Source organism: Haemophilus influenzae, from assembly GCF_003494325.1.
In the GTDB taxonomy this organism is placed as follows: domain Bacteria; phylum Pseudomonadota; class Gammaproteobacteria; order Enterobacterales; family Pasteurellaceae; genus Haemophilus; species Haemophilus influenzae_I.
Genome location: NZ_QQIK01000006.1, coordinates 1 through 20,920 on the forward strand (window position 1 = coordinate 1; position 20,920 = coordinate 20,920).

Below are 20,920 nucleotides of genomic sequence, written 5' to 3' on the forward strand. Positions count from 1 at the left end.
GCAAGCTTTCTCCTGCTACCGTTCGACTTGCATGTGTTAAGCCTGCCGCCAGCGTTCAATCTGAGCCATGATCAAACTCTTCAATTCAAGTTCAATCGCTCAATAAACTGCTTAGCTATAAATAAAATACTACTTAAAAAAGTAATAATGAATTTTCAGTTAAGCACCTATTAAGACTTCAAAATTAAAATATTTTTAAAACAAGTCAATCAACAAGTGCCCACACAGATTGTCTGATATATTGTTAAAGAGCAAAATAAAGTGGTCGGCGAGATAGGATTTGAACCTACGACCCACTGGTCCCAAACCAGTTGCGCTACCAAGCTGCGCTACTCGCCGTCAGATCTTATAAAGATAAGATGGGGTGGCTAATGGGATTCGAACCCACGACAACTGGAATCACAATCCAGGGCTCTACCAACTGAGCTATAGCCACCATTAAAAGTTGTTATTGCATTGACCTGGCGCGCTCGACAAGATTCGAACTTGCGACCTTTGGCTCCGGAGGCCAACGCTCTATCCAACTGAGCTACGAACGCGTTACTGCGTCGTTGCGGAGGCGTATATTAATGATTTAATAAAACCTTGTCTAGCACTTTTTGAAAAAAAATGTTTGCGCGATAGTTTTTTATTCAGTTTGTTTAAAATGCACTATTTTTTCGACTATTTTTACAACTTGGCGAATCATTATATATGTTGAATCATCCAACAATTATGAATTTGTTTATTACGTTCAAAATCTAGCGGTAAGGTTTTATGCGAAATTTCTACCGCACTTAAGCCTAATTCTTCCAACGCAACTAAATTCATTTTGAATCCACGTTTATTATTCGAAAAAACAATTGTGCCATTATTCGACAAAACTCGTTTTAGGTTGCTCATCAATTTCACATGATCTCGTTGAACATCCCAACTCTCTTCCATACGTTTAGAATTCGAAAACGTCGGTGGATCCACAAATATCAAATCAAATTGACGATCACATTTTTCTAACCATTGAAGGCAATCTGCTTGAATTAATTTATGTTGTTTACCTTCAATATCATTCAAAATAAGATTTTGCTCCGCCCAATTAAGATAAGTATTTGACATATCAACTGTAGTTGTCGATTTAGCGCCACCAAGTGCTGCATGAACAGTGGCAGAACCTGTATAAGCAAATAAGTTCAAGAAATCTTTACCCTTTGCCAACTCACCAATCATTTTTCTTGTTAAACGGTGATCTAAGAATAATCCAGTGTCTAAATAATCTGTCAAATTTACCCAAAGTTGCGCGCCATATTCATTCACATAAAAGTATTCGCCTTTATTGGCTAACTTCTCATATTGATTTGTACCTTTTTGTTTCTGACGAACTTTGAGGATCAACTTATTCGTTTCCACACCTGTCACTTGCAAAGTTGCAGTAACGGCATCTAACAAACGCTGACGAGCTTTGTTTTCATCAATATTTTTCGGTGCTGCATACTCTTGCACAACAATGTAATCTGCATAACGATCAACAGCTAAATTATATTCAGGCAAATCAGCATCATATAAACGATAAGCGTCTAATTCTTGTTGCTTTGCCCATTTGCTAATTTTCTTAATATTTTTTTGTAATCGATTAGCAAAATCGGGGGCGACCTCCGAAGTGCGGTTAAATTCTAATTCCTTTTCATCTGTAATTGCGTCAGATTTTCGTTCTGAAACTTGATAATTCTTTTGCACACAATCTAGTGGGCCATTTTTTGCTTTAAACTGTCGGCTGGCACGCATTCTCAAACAATCAAGCAATGTGGATTCGCTACTAAAAACAGAAACATTCCAACCGCAAAATTCTTTTTTAAGTCTTTGCCCAAATACAGAATAGAGCGCGATTAAAGCTGGGGTTGTTCCTAAACGTTCCCCATAAGGTGGATTACAGATAACCGTACCGACTTCATTTAAACGAGGATTTTTTAACGCTGCCACATCAGCTTGCTGCCATTTAATTAAATGTGAAACACCTGCATTTTGTGCATTTTTCTGCGCCTTTTTTAATACGCGGTGATCGAGGTCAAATCCATAAAAGTGCGGTTGAATTTCACGTTGTTTTTCCTCTGCTAATTCAATCGCTTCATTTTTTACTTTTTCCCAAGCCGATTGATTATACGCTTTCCAAAAATCAAATCCCCAATGTAAACGATAAAGTTGCGGTGCAATTTTAGCTTCAATTTGTGCCGCCTCAATTAAAAGCGTTCCAGAACCACACATTGGATCTACTAATGGAGAACCCGCTTGCCAACCTGAACGCATAACAATTGCCGCCGCTAGAGTTTCACGTAAAGGTGCTTGACCTGCATCTTCACGATAGCCTCGCAAATGTAATGCTTCCCCACTTAAATCTAAAGAAATCACTAAATTTTCACGATTCAAATAAGCATGGATACGTACGTCTGGCTGAATTTTATCTACATCAGGACGAGCTTTACCTTGACGTTCAAAGTAATCGACAATTCCATCTTTAACGCGCATCGCACCAAATTGAGTATGACGAATTTCTTGGTTGGTTCCATTAAAATCGACAAAGAATGTAACTCGTTCATCAAATTGCGCTAACCAATTAAAGCCTGAAACAGCCGCATAAAGATCCAAATCACTGTAAATTTTGGTTTCAATCAAAGGAAATAAAATGCGTGAAGCAAGGCGTGACCAAAGCAAAGTACGGTATAAAGTTTCGTCATCAGCTTGATAATGAACGCCACCTTGAACCACTTTTGCCTCTTGCGCGCCAAGTTCAGTGAGTTCAACTTTTAATAATTCTTCAAAGCCACGAGAAGTCGTTGCAAATAATTGTTTCATTTAGGTACCGATTTTGAAAATTTTGAGGGATTATAGCATAGAAAAAGATGATCTAATTGAGATCATCATAGCGAGTTAAACTGTAAAAAGAAAAGCCCTGATTTTCTTAAATCAGGGCTTTAGAATTTGTTGGTTGCGGGGGCCGGATTTGAACCGACGGCCTTCGGGTTATGAGCCCGACGAGCTACCAAGCTGCTCCACCCCGCGTCTGATGGGGCGTACTATACTCGCTTAAAATTGAATTGCAAGAATTAAACAAAACTTGACGTATTGTTTGTTAATAAAATGTTCAATATGTGGTTTTATTAATCAACTTCGCTAAATAACACTGGTTGTTTTCAGTAAATTTTGATAGCGTATGCAGCCCTATTGTAGCTTACTTTAGAATTAAAAAATGTCGATGCTTAAACCTTTCTGGTTCAAAACTTTTTCTATCTCAATTATTACCGCACTTTTGGTAGCTTGTACCTCTAACACAAAAAACACTCAGATTCCAACCACCCCAAATGGGAGTGATCCTCAACAATTCGGTGCAAAATATACCAATCGAACTTATCAGCAAACTGCTCTTGTGCCTGTTTCCTATATAGAAAACCAAAGTGCGGTAATAAATCAAGGCGATTTTTTAACACAGCTTTCCAATATAAAAAATTATTCAAGTAAACTTTCCACCAATTTTTACGATAATTATGAAAAGATTACAAATTGGGTTCTTTCTGGGGCAAATATTAATGAACTCACTCAATTTAATATCCAACCGCAAATTATGCGTGGCTTTGATGGATTTCAAAATGTGCTGATGACAGGCTATTATTCGCCTATACTTTATGCTCGTCATTCCCCACAAGGTCAATTTAAAAATCCAATTTATCGTATGCCTGTAAAAAAACGTCTAAGTCGAGCACAAATTTATGCGGGAGCATTAGCGGGAAAAAGATTAGAGTTAGCATATAGCGATTCAATGTTAGAAAACTTTTTACTTGGTGTACAAGGCAGTGGCTATGTAGATTTTGGCGATGGCAATCTTAACTATTTTGCTTACGCAGGACAAAATGGTTACCCTTACACGGCTATCGGGCGTTTATTAGTAGAAGATGGCGAAATTCCAAAAGAAAAAATGTCTATTCAAGCAATTCGAGAATGGGGTAATCGTAATCCCTCTCGTGTACAAAGCTTGTTAGAACGCAATGAAGCTTATGTATTCTTTAAAAATGATCCAAGTGGCAAAGTGAAAGGCTCTGCGGGCGTTCCTCTTGTAGCAATGGCTTCAGTGGCATCAGATCGCAATATTATCCCGTCTGGTTCTGTGCTTTTAGTCGAAGTACCCGACATTGATAATAACGGAAACTGGATTGGCACACACAAATTACACTTAATGGTTGCACTTGATGTAGGCGGTGCAGTGAAAGGTCATCACTTTGACTTATATCGTGGTATCGGTGCTAGAGCAGGACATATTGCAGGGCTTTCAAAACACTACGGTAGAGTATGGGTATTACGGTAATGGCTAGAATAGATAATTACGAACAACGCTTTGGTGGCATTGGGCGACTTTATACGCCTGATGGCTTAGCACGCTTACGCCAAGCGCATATTTGCGTAATAGGCATTGGTGGCGTGGGTTCTTGGGTCGTGGAGGCCTTAGCACGTTCAGGTATTTGCGAACTCACATTAATTGATATGGATGATATTTGCGTCACAAATATCAATCGCCAACTTCCTGCGATGAGCGGCACAATCGGCAAATTAAAAACTGAAGTCATGTCAGAGCGAGTAAAATTAATTAACCCAGAATGTACCGTCAATATTATTGATGATTTTATCTCGCCAGAGAATCAATCGGATTATCTCAATCGAGGCTATGACTATGTGATTGATGCCATTGACAATGTGAAAACTAAAGCGTCGCTGATTGCTTATTGTAAACGTAACAAAATTAATGTGATTACTATTGGTGGTGCTGGCGGTCAAACTGATCCAACCCAAATTCAAATTGCCGATCTCAGTAAAACCATTCAGGATCCGCTGCTCGCCAAAGTGCGGTCAGTTTTACGCAAGGATTACAATTTTAGCCAAAATCCAAAGCGTAAATTTAGTATCGATGCGGTATTTTCAACACAACCTTTAATATTCCCACAAATGACTGAAGGCTGTTCTACTTCTGCCACAATGAATTGCGCAAACGGATTTGGCGCAGCCACAATGATTACGGCAACCTTTGGTTTTTTTGCCGTTTCTCGTGTAATAGATAAATTACTAAAGAAAAAATCTTAATCACCTCTTGAAAATGCACATTGACCATAAATGTGCATTTTTTATTGAATGAAACCTATTGACTTTGAAAATGAAAAATTTTCCCTCTTTTTACTATAAAATCGTTGCAATTTATATAAAAAGGCGTACTCTTTTTTCCCTTTGAGAATTACTACCAACAAGTAAGGAAACATAAATATGAAAAAACTTTTAAAAATTAGTGCCATTTCTGCCGCACTTTTAAGTGTGCCAATGATGGCGAATGCCGATGTATTAGCATCAGTAAAACCTTTAGGCTTTATTGTTTCATCTATTGCAGATGGCGTAACTGGTACACAAGTCCTTGTTCCTGCAGGTGCCTCTCCGCATGATTACAATTTGAAATTATCTGATATTCAAAAAGTAAAATCTGCAGATTTAGTTGTATGGATTGGTGAAGACATTGATTCATTCTTAGACAAACCAATTAGCCAAATTGAACGTAAAAAAGTGATTACCATTGCCGATCTTGCGGATGTAAAACCTTTATTAAGTAAAGCTCACCATGAGCATTTCCATGAAGATGGCGATCATGATCATGACCATAAGCACGAACACAAACATGATCATAAACATGATCATAAACACGAGCATAAACACGAGCATAAACACGATCACGAACATCATGATCACGATCATCACGAGGGTTTAACAACAAACTGGCACGTTTGGTATTCTCCAGCTATCAGCAAAATTGTTGCACAAAAAGTAGCGGATAAATTAACTGCACAATTCCCAGATAAAAAAGCGTTAATTGCACAAAATCTTTCAGATTTTAACCGCACTTTGGCAGAACAAAGTGAAAAAATTACGGCACAACTTGCAAATGTTAAAGACAAAGGTTTCTACGTTTTCCACGATGCTTATGGTTATTTCAACGATGCTTATGGGTTAAAACAAACGGGTTACTTTACCATCAATCCATTAGTAGCACCGGGTGCAAAAACTTTAGCGCACATTAAAGAAGAAATTGATGAACATAAAGTAAATTGCTTATTCGCAGAGCCTCAATTTACGCCAAAAGTGATTGAGTCTTTAGCGAAAAATACTAAAGTCAATGTAGGACAACTCGACCCAATTGGCGATAAAGTTACTTTAGGTAAAAATTCTTATGCAACATTCTTGCAATCTACTGCAGATAGCTATATGGAATGTTTAGCTAAATAAATCTTTCTAAAAACAATGACCGCACATAAAAGTGCGGTCATTTTCTTTTCTAAATTTGATATTTAGTTTTATCTCCAATATCAAAATGCAAAGGCATTCGCCATTTTTGTATCGCTAAAACTAAAAGCAATACGCCAGAAATAATAGAAAAAATGCGTAGTGCAATAAGATTATTTAACACCCACGAAAACCACAAGCAAGCCACAAATATCGGCTGTAAATTTAGCAAAGGCACGCGGAAACAAAAATATTCTTTAAAACACAAACCGCCTAAAGTAAGTAACGCACCGCCAAGAGCCAACGCAGGATAATGATTAATATAAAAAAGTAATCCTATCCAAGTAGCAAATTGAAAAAGCAATCGAAAAGATTTTAAGTAAATGTGTAACGAAGAGGCACAACAGGTTGCCGCAATTAATATAAACGTGAGTGATAAATCTGGATACCAGCTTACGGTAAGAACAGCCAACGCAGCTATCACAAAACCAGTGCGGTAAATAATAACAGTCAGATAATCTAAAAAATCCATCGGTGATTTAATATGTGGATCAGCCATTGTATAAATGTTCCTTTTTATGAATTACAAATTAAAAATAAATATAGCCTAAAAGTCAGAAATAAAAAGTACAGTCAATTTAAAAACACGTTCTAAATTAACCGCACTTTTATTATTTCAGTTTTAGCTTATCAAGAATTTTTTGATGAATGCCACCAAAACTGCCGTTAGACATCACTAAAATATGATCCGTAGGTTGAGCCTCTGCAACAATCATATCCACTAATCGATCTAAATTTGCATTCCAATAAGCAGGTTGTACACATTGGTTTGCAATATCTGCCACTTCCCAAGAAAGTTGTTCAGGTTGAAGCATAAACACGGCATCAGCTCGGCCAAGTGCAGGCGCGATGTCATCTTTATCAACACCCATTTTCATTGTGTTAGAACGAGGTTCAAGCACTGCAAGAATTCGCACACCACCACCCACTTTATCTCGTAAAGCGGTTAGCGTAGCAAGAATAGCTTCTGGATGATGAGCAAAATCATCATAAACTGTAATGCTATTAACTTCGCCTTTCACTTCTAAACGACGTTTAGCATTCACAAAAGATCCCAACGCTTTGCACGCATCTTCAATAGCAACGCCAGTATGATGAGCCGCAGCGATCGCCATTAACGCATTATGCATATTATGTTGTCCGACTACATTCCATTTTACTTCTGCCACTTTTTCTCCATGATGGAAGACAGCAAAATGTGAAGCATCATTTGTAATACGTTCAGCAAACCACTCGTTATCTTTGCCTAAAAATTGCTGTTGAGACCAACATCCCAATGCCAAAGTTTCTTTTGCACTTTGTTCACTCGCCGAACTTAATACCAAGCCACTGGCTGGGATAGTTCGAATCATATGATGAAATTGGCGTTGGATCGCTTTGAGATCATCAAAAATATCTGCATGGTCAAAACTAATGTTATTTACGATAAGTGTACGAGGATTGTAATGGACAAATTTCGAACGTTTATCAAAGAAAGCTGTATCATATTCATCAGCTTCAATAACAAAATAAGGGCTATCTCCTAAACGAGCTGAAATGCCAAAATTACCCGCAATTCCTCCGATTAAAAAACCTGGTTTTAAGCCATTTTGTTCTAAGATCCACGTTAGCATACCTGTTGTCGTTGTTTTTCCATGCGTACCTGAAACCGCCAATACCCAACGATCTCGCAATAAATGATCATGTAACCATTGAGGACCAGATGTATATTTCAAATTATTTTCCAACACATATTCTACGCAAGGATTACCACGTTTCATCGCATTACCAACAATTACCATATCAGGCGCAGGTTGTAATTGTGCAACATCATAATTTGGAATAATCTCGATACCTTGCTCTTCTAAAAAAGTGCTCATTGGAGGGTAAACATTAGTATCGGAACCCGTTACGTGATAGCCCATTTGTTTAGCAATCATCGCCACACCACCCATAAATGTGCCACAAATACCTAAGATATGAATATGTTTCATTGTATTTCTCTATTGATTAAGGAAAACGAAAAATATGATAAAACAACTTCTATGAACTTTCAAAAGAAAAGACTGCCATACCAAACTATATGATCTATAATTAACGCCACTGAACTGTTATTTAACCACTTCAATAGGAATAAACAATGAAATTTAAGCGATAAAGCAATTTCAGAAGCACAATGGCTCACTATTTACAAAGAAAATAATCAGCCGTTCTATGTAGCAAATCTTCCTGCATTACAATTTGGAAAAACAGTTGCACCAAAAGCAAATGAAGTCGTTACCTTATCAACCGATGAAGAAGCCGTGCTTTCTCAAATTCGTCCTCACTTACAACAAGGAAAAAGTATTCAAGTCGATATTATTGGGACTTCAATTCATTTTGCTGACGGTACCCAAATTGGTTTAGTTTCAGAACAAAAATAATCCTATAAAAAATGCCTGTGTAAAACAGGCATTTTTTTATCCGCACTTTTAAGCAATTCGCTCAAAACCAGCTTTCAAATCTGCAATTAGTTCATCCACATTTTCAAAACCAATATGCACACGAATTAATGAACCTGTAAGATTACGTTTAATATTTGGACGAATATGTGCAATTTCTTCTGGTTGATTACAAAGAATTAGCGACTCAAATCCTCCCCATGAATAAGCCATAGCGAACAGTTGAAAATGATCCATAAAATTTGATACTTGCTCTGAAGTTAATCGCTGGGTTAATTCAAAAGAAAATAAACCACTGCTTCCACTAAAATCACGTAAAAAGAATTCATGACCAGGGCAACTTGGTAAAGCTGGATGATACACAGTTTTTACTTCTGGTTGCTCACTCAACCATTTTGCCACTTTAATACCGCTTTCCTGATGTTGTTTTAATCGTACCCCCAATGTACGGATACCACGAGCAGTCGTATAAGCAGAATCTGCATCAACCATTTGCCCCATTAAATAGGAATGTTCTCTAAGTTGATCCCAAGTTCGCGCATTCGCAACGGCAGTACCAATCATAATATCTGAATGACCCACTAAATATTTCGTACCCGCCTGAATAGAAATATCAATATCATGCTCTAACGCTTTAAATAGAACACCAGCCGACCAAGTATTATCAATCATAATCACAATATTAGGGTTCACCTTTCTTGCAGCCTTCACAATAGTCGGAATATCGGGAATTTCCATTGTAATAGAACTCGGTGCTTCTAAGAAAAGTACTTTTGTATTCGGTTGAATAAGCGTTGCAATATCTGCACCAATAAGAGGATCGTAATAAGTTATATCGATCTGCATTTTTTTCAGCACAATATTACAGAAATTTTGGGTTGGCTCGTAAGCTGCGCCACTCATTAACACATGGTCGCCAGTTTTAACAAAAGAAAGAATCGAATTAGTGACTGCTGCTGTACCACAAGGATAAAGATAACAACCTGCCCCCCCCTCCATTTCGCACATTAAATCTTGTAAAGCAAAATGTGTTAGCGTCCCTCTTCTGCCATAAAATAATTCGCCTTTTGCTCTACGTTGAGTAGCGTGTTTTTTATCTTCAATACTGTCAAATAGTAATGAAGAAGCTCGCTGTAAAACAGGGTTTACCGATCCTTGTGAAAAACGTTTTTGACGCCCTGCATGGACAAATGTTGTTGAGAGATTGTGTTGTTGCATATTTCCACCTTATTTTAGATAAGATTAATTGCTTTAATAGATAAAATCGAGTATAAAATGTCGGCGTTTCAAATAGAATCGCACCGCTATTTTGTGTGGCAAAACTTTAACTTAACTTTATATAGGAATTATGACTATGGTATTAGTAACCCGTCAAGCACCAGATTTTACTTCATCTGCTGTATTAAGCAATGGCGAAATCGTTGATAACTTCAACTTTAAAAAACACATTGCTGGAAAAGCTGCAGTAATCTTTTTCTACCCATTAGACTTTACCTTTGTTTGCCCTTCTGAGTTAATCGCATTTGACCACCGTTATGAAGAATTCAAAAAACGTGGAGTAGAAGTAGTTGGTGTTTCTATCGACTCTCAATTCACTCACAATGCATGGCGTAACACCCCAACTGAAAATGGTGGTATCGGTCAAGTTAAATATGCATTAGCGGCAGACGTAAAACACGAAATTGCTCAAGCATACGGTATTGAACATCCAGAAGCAGGCGTTGCATTACGCGCTTCATTCTTAATCGACAAAAATGGCGTTGTTCGTCACCAAGTAGTAAACGATCTTCCATTAGGTCGTAATATCGATGAAATGTTACGTATGGTTGATGCATTACAATTCCATGAAGATCACGGTGAAGTTTGCCCTGCTCAATGGGAAAAAGGTAAAGAAGGGATGAAAGATAACCCTGAAGGTGTTGCAAAATACTTAAAACAAAACGCTGATAAACTTTAATCCGTAATTATTTACAAGAAAGCCACATAATGTGGCTTTTTTTATATTCTTAGATACTTTAGAATAGGCATATCTCTAACACCAAGAGCGGTTCATTTCTATGAAATTTAATATTCCTATTTTCCTAACGATCTTTCGAGTCATTTTGATTCCTTTTTTCGTGATTGCATTTTATTTACCCATTGAATCATCTCCTTTCATCACAACGCTCATTTTTTTTATTGCAGGTGTCACTGACTGGCTAGATGGCTATCTAGCTCGTAAATGGAAACAGACCACGCGCTTTGGTGCATTTCTTGATCCTGTTGCTGATAAAGTAATGGTAGTGGCTGCACTAGTTTTAATTGTCGAACATCAACATACATTTTGGATAACCATTCCTGCCATTATTATGATTTCTCGTGAAATTATCATCTCCGCATTACGTGAATGGATGGCAGAGCTTGGGGAACGTAGCAAAGTCGCAGTCTCTTGGTGGGGAAAATGGAAAACCACAGCGCAAATGTTAGCACTAGGCGGATTATTATGGCGTTATAACAACTATATGGAAATAGCAGCAATTATCTTACTTTATATCGCCGCTATTTTAACTATATGGTCAATGATCCAATATTTACAAGTAGCAAAAGGAAGCTTGCTAGATAATATTCAATTATAAATTTAAATAAAACACAGTTATTTTTTATGATAACCATCTATATTTGAGTTATTTTTAATCAAATAAAATATTTTTTATTTTTTTCGTTTGACAGCAATATATAAATCCGTAAAATACGCCCCGTTGTCACGCAGCAGTGCTGATTAGTGATAAATGCGGGAATAGCTCAGTTGGTAGAGCACGACCTTGCCAAGGTCGGGGTCGCGAGTTCGAGCCTCGTTTCCCGCTCCAATTTGCCCGAGTGGTGGAATCGGTAGACACAAGGGATTTAAAATCCCTCGCCTTTCGAGGCGTGCCAGTTCAAGTCTGGCTTCGGGCACCATTTAAACACCAATCAAAAGATTTGAAAATTTATTTTAAAATCATCTAATTGGGTCGTTAGCTCAGTCGGTAGAGCAGCGGACTTTTAATCCGTTGGTCGAAGGTTCGAATCCTTCACGACCCACCACTTTAAAAATAAAGTAAGCACCGAAAGGTGTTTTTTTATTATCTAAATCTCTGAAACTCATATAAAAAATCCCCGACTCAAAGAATCAGGGACTTTTACAATCAAACGTCTTTAATTAATTAACGCTCATTCCAACGTTTAATAGACTCACGAATCACTTCTTTCGCTTCTTCTACATCGCCCCAATGAGTTACTTTCGTTGAGCCAGGTTTCTTAAGCGCTTTATAGTTATTGAAATGGAACTCAATTTGTTTAATTAAGTTTGCTGGTAAATCTGCTAATGAATTGTAAGCATTGCCTGTATCACGATCATCTGCAGGAACACAAACGATTTTATCATCCACTTCGCCATCATCAACAAATTTCATGACACCAATTACTTTAGCCTCAAGGAATACACCTGTTGCTAATGGTTGGCGAGTGATTAATAACACATCTAACTCATCGCCATCTTCATCTAAAGTTTGTGGAATGAAACCATAGTTAGTTGGTTTTGCAAAAATTGCTGGCTCAACACGATCTAACTGGAATGCCGCAACTTTACGGTTCCATTCGATTTTATGGCAGCTACCTTCTGGAATTTCATTTACTACATTGATAATGCCAGCATCTACATCGCCTGGCGTTAAAATTTGATTAAAATCAGCCATTTTGTTTCCTTCATTTTATCAAGTTAAAAAACGCGACAAGTATAGCAGTTTTTCTGCGAACTCGCAGTCTCATTTGTAGAGAAAATCAGCAAATAGATTATTTCATAACTATTCATAATTTTGACCGCACTTTATCCTAAATAAAACTCACGCAAACGTTTACTTATCATTTTTATGATGTAAAATAGCGCACCTTATTACTTCCAATTTTTTACTTAACTTCAAGGAACACTATGCCAACTTTAGAAAAAACATTTGAGCTCAAACAACGTGGTTCAACTGTTCGTCAAGAAATTATCGCGGGTTTAACCACGTTCTTAGCAATGGTTTATTCTGTCATCGTGGTACCCAATATGCTGGGTGCTGCAGGTTTTCCTGCGGAATCTGTCTTTATTGCCACCTGTTTAGTTGCAGGATTAGGCTCTATCTTAATCGGCTTATGGGCAAATGCACCAATGGCAATTGGTTGTGCAATTTCTCTTACTGCTTTTACAGCATTTAGCTTAGTGATTGGTCAAAAAGTCGCCATTCCCGTTGCGCTAGGCGCAGTATTCTTAATGGGGGTTGTGTTTACCTTAATTTCTACCACAGGTATCCGTGCATGGATCTTGCGTAATTTACCATCCAATATCGCTCACGGAGCAGGCATTGGTATCGGACTCTTTTTACTTTTAATTGCCGCAAACGGTGTTGGTTTAGTCGTCAGCAACCAAGCTGGCTTACCAGTAAAATTAGGCGATTTCACCTCATTCCCAGTCATGATGTCCTTAATTGGCTTAGCGTTCATTATCGGCCTTGAAAAAATGAAAATTAAAGGCGGCATTTTATGGGTAATTATCGCTATTACTATCGTAGGTTTAATTTTTGATCCAAATGTAAAATTTGGCGGAGAGATTTTCAAAATGCCAACCTTTGGTGAAAATTCTCTCTTCTTACAATTAGACTTTATGGGTGCACTACAACCTGCAATCTTGCCTGTGGTATTTGCTCTCGTGATGACTGCCGTATTTGATGCGACTGGTACAATTCGTGCAGTTGCAGGTCAAGCAGACTTGCTTGATAAAGACGGTCAAATTATCAATGGCGGTAAAGCCTTAACTTCAGATTCAATCAGTAGCTTATTCTCAGGCTTATTCGGTACAGCACCAGCTGCCGTTTATATTGAGTCAGCAGCAGGGACAGCAGCAGGCGGTAAAACAGGTATTACTGCTATCGTTGTTGGGGTGTTATTCCTATTAATGCTTTTCTTCCAACCATTAGCTTTCTTAGTGCCAGGCTACGCAACTGCTCCAGCATTAATGTATGTTGGTTTATTAATGTTAAGCAATGTAAGCAAATTAGATTTCGATGATTTCGTTGGAGCGATGAGCGGATTAATCTGCGCAGTGTTTATCGTACTTACCGCTAACATCGTAACAGGCATTATGTTAGGTTTTGCGGCATTAGTAATTGGAAGAATAGTGAGCGGCGATATTAAACGCTTAAATATAGGTACTGTGATTATTGCAATCGTACTTGTTGCATTCTATGCAGGCGGTTGGGCGATTTAGTAACAGAAATAAGAAAAGGGAAAAGCCTTCCCCTTAATTTTAATCACAAAAGCGCGGTGAAATTTCACCGCACTTTTTTATACTTGGATTACTCTTTCTTCAATAAGAAAATACCGTGATGAAGTTCACAGTTTTTAAAATTCAAGTGAAAAAATAAACGTGAAATTCACCGCACTTTTCTTTATAATTGCAAGAATTTTCCTTACATCGAAACACGATTATGTCAAATCCCTCTTGTATCATCATCGCCATCACAGGTGCATCTGCATCAGGCAAAAGTTCTATCGCTTCCACTGTTCACAAAGAGCTCTGTAATGAATTAGGCTGCCAAGAAATTGGTATTATTACTGAAGACAGTTACTATAAAGATCAAAGTCATTTAGAAATGACTGAGCGCGTAAAAACGAATTACGATCATCCAAGCTCTATGGATCGCGATTTACTTATCCAACATTTAAAAAATCTAAAAAATGGCAGTGCAGTAGATGTGCCTGTTTATAGCTATGTAGAACATACTCGCACCAACGAAACAACGCATTTCACACCAAAACGAATCGTAATTTTAGAAGGGATTTTATTGCTCACAGACGAAAGAGTACGCCAATTAGCCGATATTTCTGTATTCGTAGACACACCACTTGATATTTGTTTCATCCGCCGTTTACAACGCGATATGGAAGAACGTGGTCGCTCTCTACAATCAGTGATTGATCAATATCGTGCAACTGTGCGTCCGATGTTCTTACAATTTATTGAGCCGTCTAAACAATATGCGGATATTGTTATTCCTCGCGGTGGTAAAAATCGCATTGCGATCAATATGTTAAAAGCTCAAATTCTTCATTTATTGAATCAAAAATAGGAAATCTTATGCGTCTTTGCGATACTGATATTGAACGCTATCTCGATGATGGCATTATTTCTTTAACACCACGTCCAAATAATGACAAAATCAACGGTGCGACAATTGATGTTCGCTTGGGGAATTCTTTCCGTGTATTTCGTGAACACTCTGCACCTTTCATTGATTTAAGTGGCCCGAAAGAAGAAGTATCCGCCCAGCTTGAATCAGTAATGAGCGATGAAATTATTATTCCAGAGGGGGAAGCATTTTTCTTACATCCTGGTACTTTAGCCTTAGCAACCACGCTTGAATCCGTGAAATTGCCAGCCAATATTATCGGTTGGTTAGATGGCCGTTCTTCTTTAGCCCGTTTAGGCTTAATGGTACACGTCACCGCACACCGTATTGATCCAGGTTGGGAAGGAAAAATCGTGCTGGAATTTTATAATTCAGGGAAATTACCCTTAGCATTACGCCCAAATATGGTAATTGGTGCGTTAAGTTTTGAAGTATTAAGTGGCGAAGCAAAACGACCATACAGCAGCCGCAAAGATGCAAAATATAAAAATCAACAAAGTGCAGTAGCCAGTCGTATTGACGAAGACAAGGAATAATCGATGAAAAAGTTCGCACTTATCGTAGGGATCGTCGCTTTGGCGATCTTTTCTTTTTTATATATTCAACTTTACCGCGTGCAAAGTGCTATTAATGAACAACTGGCACAACAAAACATTGCCGTTCAGTCAATCAATTTATCATTATTTTCTCCCGCACTTTCCCTTGAAAATCTAAAAACTACGCAATTTTCAGCTCAAAAAATTGAAGCTAAATTTAGTTTTTTGCCTCTTTTGTATGGAAACGCAGCACTTCATTCACTGAATATTCAACAGCTCAAATTAACTCAAAACACACAAAATCCTGCCAATGTATCGATAGAGGTTTCGCCTTTTTCATTAAAACAGCTTTTATCAAAAAAAGTAATATTAAATGGCGAAAACCATATTCGCATTGAATTTAATAAACCTATTTATGGAAAAACAAAAACTTTCCATTTTTCTTTCCATAAAGCGAATTTAGACTTCTCAACATCAGAATCAGCCGTGCTTCAATTTGTAGATGCAAACCTAAATAATCAGCCTATCGGTTATATTGAAAGCCACACAGCCCACCAACAAATAGTGACTTATATAAAACCACAATGCGATAACAATTGTTTAGCCGTATTGAAATATCAACAAATTGGCAACCAAAGTGCGGTAAATTTTTCGAGTAAATATTTCCCTGTTCAACAATTATTCGCACTGTTAAATTTACCAGAAATGTTAAGTGGACACGCCGATTTTGATCTTGATTTCAGCTTTTCATCTTCCTCGCTTATTCAAGGCAAATTAAATTTTTTAGCGCAAAATGGCGAAATTCTTGGTGTGAATCTATTGGATATGGTAGCACAATATTTCCCGATTAATTACAACAATGATTTGTTACAAAACAAAGAGTTAAACACTCGCTTTGAACAATTTTACTTACAATTATTTCTCCAACAAAATCAACTCATTGCTGAAAAAATCGAATTAAAAACGCCCGCACTTTTGGGGCAAGGAAAAGGCATCATTGATTTAAATCGAATGGAATGCAATGTGGATATTAATGTAAATTCTACGGATCAACGCTATCAAAATTTAACCCTGCCAATCAATTTTTTTGGTAACTGCAATTCTCCACAATACAAAATTAATTTTACGAAGAAATTCCGCCATCAATTAATTGATGCGATTAAAGAAAAGTTACGTTAATGTCGTTATATTTAAAAGCTGAAAAAATCCAATCATGGCGCGTGCTTATTATGGCTTGCGCAGGATTTATTTTTAATACTACAGAATTTGTACCCGTTGCAATGTTAAGCGATATTGCACAAAGTTTTGATATGCAAACCGCTGATACTGGTTTAATGATGACAGTTTATGCTTGGACGGTGCTAATTATGTCTTTACCAGCCATGCTTGCCACGGGCAATATGGAACGTAAAAGTCTGCTTATTAAACTTTTCATTATATTTATTGTTGGGCATATTTTATCGGTCATTGCATGGAATTTCTGGATATTACTTCTCGCTCGAATATGTATTGCATTAGCCCATTCAGTGTTTTGGTCAATTACTGCCTCACTTGTGATGCGCATCTCACCTAAACACAAGAAAACTCAAGCATTAGGAATGCTCGCTATTGGCACCGCACTTGCCACCATCTTAGGCTTACCGATTGGAAGAATCGTCGGACAGCTTGTCGGTTGGCGAGTTACTTTTGGCGTTATTGCGATACTGGCATTATCCATTATGTTTTTAATTATTCGATTATTGCCAAATTTACCCAGTAAAAATGCTGGCTCTATTGCAAGTTTACCCTTGCTTGCGAAACGCCCATTATTACTTTGGCTTTATGTAACAACGGCAATCGTCATTTCAGCACACTTTACTGCTTATACTTATATCGAACCATTCATGATTGATGTCGGGCATTTAGATCCAAATTTTGCCACGGCTGTATTATTAGTTTTTGGTTTCTCAGGTATTGCCGCAAGTCTATTATTTAACAGACTCTACCGATTTGCTCCCACAAAATTTATTGTTGTTTCGATGAGTTTATTAATGTTCTCTCTATTGCTCCTGTTATTTTCAACTGAAGCAATGATAGCAATGTTCAGTCTTGTATTTATTTGGGGGATTGGCATTTCTTGTATCGGACTCTCTCTACAAATGCGCGTACTAAAACTTGCGCCAGATGCAACCGATGTTGCCACAGCTATTTACTCGGGCATTTTCAATGCAGGAATTGGCGCAGGCGCATTATTTGGAAACCTTGCGACAACCTATTTAGGATTAAATGAAATTGGTTATACGGGTGCAGCATTAGGTTTAATCGGTTTCATCATTTTTATTACAACGCACTTAAAATATCGCCATACCTTTCTTCTGCAAAACAAATAAAAAAATAACCGCACTTTAGTTCTCCAAAAAGAGTTTTAAAAGTGCGGTTAAATCTTGCTAAGTTTTATTTATCTTGCGTTTAACGTTTTGCTTTCTTAATAAACTTCATCAAACGTTTACGTTTACGCAATTGGTTCGGAGTGAGTTTATTTTTGCGTCCTGCAAATGGGTTAGCCCCTTCTTGGAAAAGCAGACGAATGGGTGAGCCAATAATTTTTAAGCTCTTACGATAATAATTAGATAAATAACGTTTATAAGAATCTGGTAGTTTATCCATTTGGTTACCGTGAACTACTATAATCGGCGGATTGTAACCACCTGGGTGAGCATATTTTAATTTAATGCGACGACCGCCAATCATCGGCGGTTGGTGCTCATCCGTTGCCATTTGCAAAATACGAGTTAAAAGCGAAGTCGTCATTTTTTGAGTGGCACAAGCATAGGCTTCTTTAATCGAATCAAAAAGATTACCCACACCACTTCCGTGCAAGGCTGAAATAAAATGCACGCGTGCAAAATCAATAAAATCTAAACGACGATCAAGTTCAGATTTCACACGATCTTTCACATCTTGATCTAAGCCATCCCATTTATTCACGACGATCACCAAAGAACGCCCTGCATTTAAAATAAAGCCGAGCAAAGATAAATCCTGATCAGAAATGTTCTCTCTCGCATCAATAGTCAGCAATACAACATTAGCATCTTGAATCGCTTGTAAGGTTTTAATCACAGAGAATTTTTCCACTGCCAAATGCACTTTACCACGCTTACGCACACCAGCCGTATCAATCAAGGTATATTGCTGTCCATCACGCTCCATTGGAATATAAATACTATCGCGTGTCGTACCTGGCATATCAAAAACCACTACACGATCTTCGCCTAAAATACGATTGGTTAAAGTAGATTTACCCACATTTGGACGACCAACAATGGCAATCTTAATATTTTTATCTTGTTCTTCTTCCGATTCCTCTAAAGCCTCATCAATTAATGCCGTATCTTCTTCTGAATCAAAATCGAATTCTTGTTCCCATTCGTCTTGTTCTTCCTCAGAAGTGCGGTCATTTTCATCGGCGTTTTCCATTTTTTCCGCAAAAGGCGCAAGTACTTGTTCCATTAACTGAGTTACCCCACGACCTTGTGAGGCTGCGATTTGCTCAATTTCCCCTAAACCTAACTGATAAAATTCAGCACAATGAGAATCCGCATCAATACCATCGGTTTTATTTGCCACCACAATCGTCGTTTTGTTTTGACGTTGGCGTAAATAATTCGCAATACCAATATCTGCTACCGTTAAACCTGCTCTAGCATCCACAAGGAAAAGAACAATATCCGCTTCATCAATAGCAAGCAAAGATTGCTCCGCCATTTTTTCTTCTACGCCCTCTTCCGTTCCATCAATACCGCCAGTATCAATAACAATAAAATCATAGCCAGCAATATGTGCGTGACCATATTTTCTATCACGAGTTAAACCTGGAAAATCAGCGACTAACGCATCTCTCGTACGAGTAAGGCGATTAAATAATGTGGATTTTCCCACATTCGGGCGACCAACAAGGGCGACGACTGGAGTTGCCATAAAAAATCTCTTATTTTGTCAAAAATGGCGGCTATTATATCGGAAGTTAAAGGATTGGTAAAAAATGATTTCAACAAGGAAAAGAAAAAGCCACAGGATACAATCCTATGGCTTTCTAAATACTGTTTATTTATCTATAACTTAACGTTATAATAATCTCGCTTTCAAGAATCCAGCTTGAAAGCGAGTGTTGCGCTTTTTCGCAACGTTTGAAGAGGATAAGAAAATGATTAAACTCATTATCCTTGTTGTCATTTTATTGTTAGTGAGCCAGACCGCTTACTAATAAGACAACATACTAGGGAGTAGCAGCTCCCTAGTTCTTCAAATCTTAAAAGTTTACTTTATTTTTGTCAAGGATGAATAAATTTCAGATACAAAAAAAGCACCCTTAGGTGCTATCTTTATTTATCTTAATTGGCGGAATGGACGGGACTCGAACCCGCGACCCCCTGCGTGACAGGCAGGTATTCTAACCAGCTGAACTACCACTCCGAGATAAGATATTAATTTTAAATTGGCGGAATGGACGGGACTCGAACCCGCGACCCCCTGCGTGACAGGCAGGTATTCTAACCAGCTGAACTACCACTCCGCTAAGTGCTGCGTATCTTAATGATGAACACAAATCTCGTCAATCTTTTTTTATTAAATTTTACTTACCTGCTTAAATTCCAAACGATTAATGCACATTATTATTGCCAAAGCGTTTATCCCAAAGGCAATTATTTCCACTTTTTTTATTAAGCATCTTTAATAATTCTAAATGCGCTTGTAACTCATCATTAGTAGGTTGAAGTAATTTTAAATTGTGCGAAAAATCTACCGCACTTTTTATTTCTTCCGCCGCTTTTTCTTGCACAACACGGATAACTTCAGACTCAACAGATTCTTCTTCATCGAATAAATTTGTTTGCCCCCCCGTCATCATCAAATAAACATCCGCCAAGATCTCGGCATCCAGTAACGCACCGTGCAAAGTACGTTTGCTATTATCAATACCTAAACGATCACAAAGTGCGTCCAAATTATTGCGTTTTCCAGGATACATCTGACGCGCCATTTGTAGCGTATCTGTCACCAAACAAATATCGTCAGTTTTCACATTGAGGTTAAGTTTACGAAATTCATAATCCATAAATCCAACGTCAAAGGGGGCATTGTGAATAAGCAATTCCGCACCATTAATATAATCCAAAAAATCTTGGGCAACCTCTTTGAATTCAGGTTTATCCGCTAACATTTCATCAGTAATACCATGAACTTTAATCGCATCAGGATCAACGGGGCGATCTGGCTTAATATAAATATGGAAATTATTACCTGTGTAACGACGATTTATTAATTCAACTGCACCAATTTCAATAATGCAGTGTCCTTCATAATGTGCACCGAGCTGACTCATACCTGTAGTTTCAGTATCTAACACAATTTGGCGATTGGGATTAATCATTTGTTCAACCTATCTCTTTCCATTAAA

17 protein-coding genes, 9 tRNA genes and 1 rRNA gene are annotated in these 20,920 nt (G+C 37.7%); 13 read left to right on the plus strand and 14 right to left on the minus strand.

What is annotated here, in order from left to right:
• The 6 genes from DV356_RS08700 to DV356_RS08725 form a co-directional block, all read right to left on the minus strand.
• Positions 1-87: ribosomal RNA gene (locus tag DV356_RS08700) — 16S ribosomal RNA — on the minus strand; the annotation flags it as partial.
• A gap of 175 nt (positions 88-262) precedes the next feature.
• A tRNA-Pro gene (locus DV356_RS08705) sits at positions 263-339 on the minus strand.
• Between the two features lie 21 nt (positions 340-360).
• Positions 361-436: transfer RNA gene (locus DV356_RS08710), tRNA-His, on the minus strand.
• A gap of 26 nt (positions 437-462) precedes the next feature.
• Positions 463-539, minus strand: a tRNA-Arg gene (locus DV356_RS08715).
• A gap of 148 nt (positions 540-687) precedes the next feature.
• The gene (gene rlmKL / locus DV356_RS08720; RefSeq protein WP_118781189.1) at positions 688-2,823 is read right to left on the minus strand and encodes a bifunctional 23S rRNA (guanine(2069)-N(7))-methyltransferase RlmK/23S rRNA (guanine(2445)-N(2))-methyltransferase RlmL; all 2,136 of its coding nucleotides are present in this window, start codon (positions 2,821-2,823) and stop codon (positions 688-690) included.
• A gap of 130 nt (positions 2,824-2,953) precedes the next feature.
• Positions 2,954-3,030 (minus strand) — tRNA-Met (locus DV356_RS08725).
• Positions 3,031-3,217: 187 nt separating this feature from the next.
• On the opposite strand from DV356_RS08725, the gene mltA reads away from it, so the two are divergent.
• The 3 genes from mltA to znuA all read left to right on the plus strand — a co-directional run bounded on the left by mltA (position 3,218) and on the right by znuA (position 6,282).
• Positions 3,218-4,327, plus strand: a complete 1,110-nt coding sequence (mltA, locus tag DV356_RS08730; protein WP_118781188.1) for a murein transglycosylase A — start codon at positions 3,218-3,220, stop codon at positions 4,325-4,327.
• On the plus strand, positions 4,327-5,097 hold the full coding sequence (tcdA, locus tag DV356_RS08735) for a tRNA cyclic N6-threonylcarbamoyladenosine(37) synthase TcdA (RefSeq protein ID WP_005668509.1): 771 nt from the start codon (positions 4,327-4,329) through the stop codon (positions 5,095-5,097). The genes mltA and tcdA overlap by 1 nt, the downstream gene beginning before the upstream one ends.
• Positions 5,098-5,274: 177 nt before the next feature.
• Entirely contained in the window at positions 5,275-6,282 is a 1,008-nt protein-coding gene (gene znuA / locus DV356_RS08740) for a zinc ABC transporter substrate-binding protein ZnuA (RefSeq protein ID WP_118806846.1), read from the plus strand.
• 49 nt (positions 6,283-6,331) lie between these two features.
• On the opposite strand, the gene DV356_RS08745 is transcribed toward znuA, so the two are convergent.
• The 3 genes from DV356_RS08745 to metC form a co-directional block, all read right to left on the minus strand.
• Positions 6,332-6,838, minus strand: coding sequence for a DUF2301 domain-containing membrane protein (locus DV356_RS08745; protein WP_005653606.1), 507 nt, complete (start codon positions 6,836-6,838; stop codon positions 6,332-6,334).
• Between the two features lie 112 nt (positions 6,839-6,950).
• Entirely contained in the window at positions 6,951-8,312 is a 1,362-nt protein-coding gene (mpl, locus tag DV356_RS08750; protein ID WP_118806847.1) for a UDP-N-acetylmuramate:L-alanyl-gamma-D-glutamyl-meso-diaminopimelate ligase, read from the minus strand.
• Between the two features lie 477 nt (positions 8,313-8,789).
• The gene (gene metC, locus DV356_RS08755) at positions 8,790-9,977 is read right to left on the minus strand and encodes a cystathionine beta-lyase (RefSeq protein ID WP_040035245.1); all 1,188 of its coding nucleotides are present in this window, start codon (positions 9,975-9,977) and stop codon (positions 8,790-8,792) included.
• Positions 9,978-10,113: 136 nt separating this feature from the next.
• Here metC and DV356_RS08760 point away from each other — a divergent pair, with 136 nt between their 5' ends.
• From DV356_RS08760 to DV356_RS08780, 5 genes are all read left to right on the plus strand, one after another.
• Positions 10,114-10,716 (plus strand): peroxiredoxin C, encoded by a 603-nt coding sequence (locus DV356_RS08760; protein WP_005649619.1) that lies wholly within the window; start codon positions 10,114-10,116, stop codon positions 10,714-10,716.
• A 100-nt stretch (positions 10,717-10,816) separates the two neighbouring features.
• A complete protein-coding gene (gene pgsA, locus DV356_RS08765; RefSeq protein ID WP_005649617.1) occupies positions 10,817-11,374 on the plus strand; it encodes a CDP-diacylglycerol--glycerol-3-phosphate 3-phosphatidyltransferase in 558 nt (185 codons plus the stop codon).
• 155 nt (positions 11,375-11,529) lie between these two features.
• Positions 11,530-11,605: transfer RNA gene (locus DV356_RS08770), tRNA-Gly, on the plus strand.
• Between the two features lie 4 nt (positions 11,606-11,609).
• A tRNA-Leu gene (locus tag DV356_RS08775) sits at positions 11,610-11,696 on the plus strand.
• Positions 11,697-11,746: 50 nt separating this feature from the next.
• A tRNA-Lys gene (locus tag DV356_RS08780) sits at positions 11,747-11,822 on the plus strand.
• Between the two features lie 119 nt (positions 11,823-11,941).
• Here DV356_RS08780 and DV356_RS08785 read toward each other — a convergent pair.
• The gene (locus DV356_RS08785; RefSeq protein WP_005630160.1) at positions 11,942-12,472 is read right to left on the minus strand and encodes an inorganic diphosphatase; all 531 of its coding nucleotides are present in this window, start codon (positions 12,470-12,472) and stop codon (positions 11,942-11,944) included.
• 233 nt (positions 12,473-12,705) lie between these two features.
• Between DV356_RS08785 and DV356_RS08790 the strand changes: the two genes are divergently transcribed.
• From DV356_RS08790 to DV356_RS08810, 5 genes are all read left to right on the plus strand, one after another.
• A complete protein-coding gene (locus DV356_RS08790) occupies positions 12,706-14,022 on the plus strand; it encodes an NCS2 family permease (RefSeq protein WP_118806848.1) in 1,317 nt (438 codons plus the stop codon).
• Positions 14,023-14,242: 220 nt separating this feature from the next.
• Positions 14,243-14,884: a uridine kinase gene (gene udk / locus DV356_RS08795; protein ID WP_005658079.1), complete on the plus strand. Its 642-nt coding sequence runs from the start codon at positions 14,243-14,245 to the stop codon at positions 14,882-14,884.
• Positions 14,885-14,892: 8 nt separating this feature from the next.
• Positions 14,893-15,480 carry a dCTP deaminase gene (gene dcd, locus DV356_RS08800; protein WP_005660907.1) on the plus strand — a complete coding sequence of 196 codons (588 nt, stop codon included), beginning with the start codon at positions 14,893-14,895 and terminating at the stop codon, positions 15,478-15,480.
• A gap of 3 nt (positions 15,481-15,483) precedes the next feature.
• Entirely contained in the window at positions 15,484-16,659 is a 1,176-nt protein-coding gene (locus DV356_RS08805; RefSeq protein WP_118806849.1) for an AsmA family protein, read from the plus strand.
• Positions 16,659-17,849: a sugar transporter gene (locus tag DV356_RS08810; protein WP_118806850.1), complete on the plus strand. Its 1,191-nt coding sequence runs from the start codon at positions 16,659-16,661 to the stop codon at positions 17,847-17,849. Before DV356_RS08805 ends, DV356_RS08810 begins: the two co-directional genes overlap by 1 nt.
• 79 nt (positions 17,850-17,928) lie before the next feature.
• Here DV356_RS08810 and der read toward each other — a convergent pair whose 3' ends face one another.
• The 4 genes from der to dnaQ all read right to left on the minus strand — a co-directional run bounded on the left by der (position 17,929) and on the right by dnaQ (position 20,893).
• Positions 17,929-19,440 carry a ribosome biogenesis GTPase Der gene (gene der / locus DV356_RS08815; protein ID WP_118806851.1) on the minus strand — a complete coding sequence of 504 codons (1,512 nt, stop codon included), beginning with the start codon at positions 19,438-19,440 and terminating at the stop codon, positions 17,929-17,931.
• A gap of 418 nt (positions 19,441-19,858) precedes the next feature.
• A tRNA-Asp gene (locus DV356_RS08820) sits at positions 19,859-19,935 on the minus strand.
• 23 nt (positions 19,936-19,958) lie between these two features.
• A tRNA-Asp gene (locus DV356_RS08825) sits at positions 19,959-20,035 on the minus strand.
• A gap of 87 nt (positions 20,036-20,122) precedes the next feature.
• Positions 20,123-20,893 carry a DNA polymerase III subunit epsilon gene (gene dnaQ / locus DV356_RS08830; RefSeq protein ID WP_020910001.1) on the minus strand — a complete coding sequence of 257 codons (771 nt, stop codon included), beginning with the start codon at positions 20,891-20,893 and terminating at the stop codon, positions 20,123-20,125.
• Between the last annotated feature and the right edge of the window lie 27 nt (positions 20,894-20,920).

Excerpts from the sequence above, each read along its gene's own strand:
- DV356_RS08745 (WP_005653606.1), bottom strand. The coding sequence starts at position 6,838 with ATGGCTGATCCACATATTAAATCACCGATGGATTTTTTAGATTATCTG.
- rlmKL (WP_118781189.1), bottom strand. The coding sequence starts at position 2,823 with ATGAAACAATTATTTGCAACGACTTCTCGTGGCTTTGAAGAATTATTA.
- DV356_RS08790 (WP_118806848.1), top strand. The coding sequence starts at position 12,706 with ATGCCAACTTTAGAAAAAACATTTGAGCTCAAACAACGTGGTTCAACT.
- tcdA (WP_005668509.1), top strand. The coding sequence starts at position 4,327 with ATGGCTAGAATAGATAATTACGAACAACGCTTTGGTGGCATTGGGCGA.
- dnaQ (WP_020910001.1), bottom strand. The coding sequence starts at position 20,893 with ATGATTAATCCCAATCGCCAAATTGTGTTAGATACTGAAACTACAGGT.
- mpl (WP_118806847.1), bottom strand. The coding sequence starts at position 8,312 with ATGAAACATATTCATATCTTAGGTATTTGTGGCACATTTATGGGTGGT.
- udk (WP_005658079.1), top strand. The coding sequence starts at position 14,243 with ATGTCAAATCCCTCTTGTATCATCATCGCCATCACAGGTGCATCTGCA.
- pgsA (WP_005649617.1), top strand. The coding sequence starts at position 10,817 with ATGAAATTTAATATTCCTATTTTCCTAACGATCTTTCGAGTCATTTTG.
- der (WP_118806851.1), bottom strand. The coding sequence starts at position 19,440 with ATGGCAACTCCAGTCGTCGCCCTTGTTGGTCGCCCGAATGTGGGAAAA.
- metC (WP_040035245.1), bottom strand. The coding sequence starts at position 9,977 with ATGCAACAACACAATCTCTCAACAACATTTGTCCATGCAGGGCGTCAA.
- dcd (WP_005660907.1), top strand. The coding sequence starts at position 14,893 with ATGCGTCTTTGCGATACTGATATTGAACGCTATCTCGATGATGGCATT.
- znuA (WP_118806846.1), top strand. The coding sequence starts at position 5,275 with ATGAAAAAACTTTTAAAAATTAGTGCCATTTCTGCCGCACTTTTAAGT.
- DV356_RS08810 (WP_118806850.1), top strand. The coding sequence starts at position 16,659 with ATGTCGTTATATTTAAAAGCTGAAAAAATCCAATCATGGCGCGTGCTT.
- mltA (WP_118781188.1), top strand. The coding sequence starts at position 3,218 with ATGTCGATGCTTAAACCTTTCTGGTTCAAAACTTTTTCTATCTCAATT.
- DV356_RS08785 (WP_005630160.1), bottom strand. The coding sequence starts at position 12,472 with ATGGCTGATTTTAATCAAATTTTAACGCCAGGCGATGTAGATGCTGGC.
- DV356_RS08760 (WP_005649619.1), top strand. The coding sequence starts at position 10,114 with ATGGTATTAGTAACCCGTCAAGCACCAGATTTTACTTCATCTGCTGTA.
- DV356_RS08805 (WP_118806849.1), top strand. The coding sequence starts at position 15,484 with ATGAAAAAGTTCGCACTTATCGTAGGGATCGTCGCTTTGGCGATCTTT.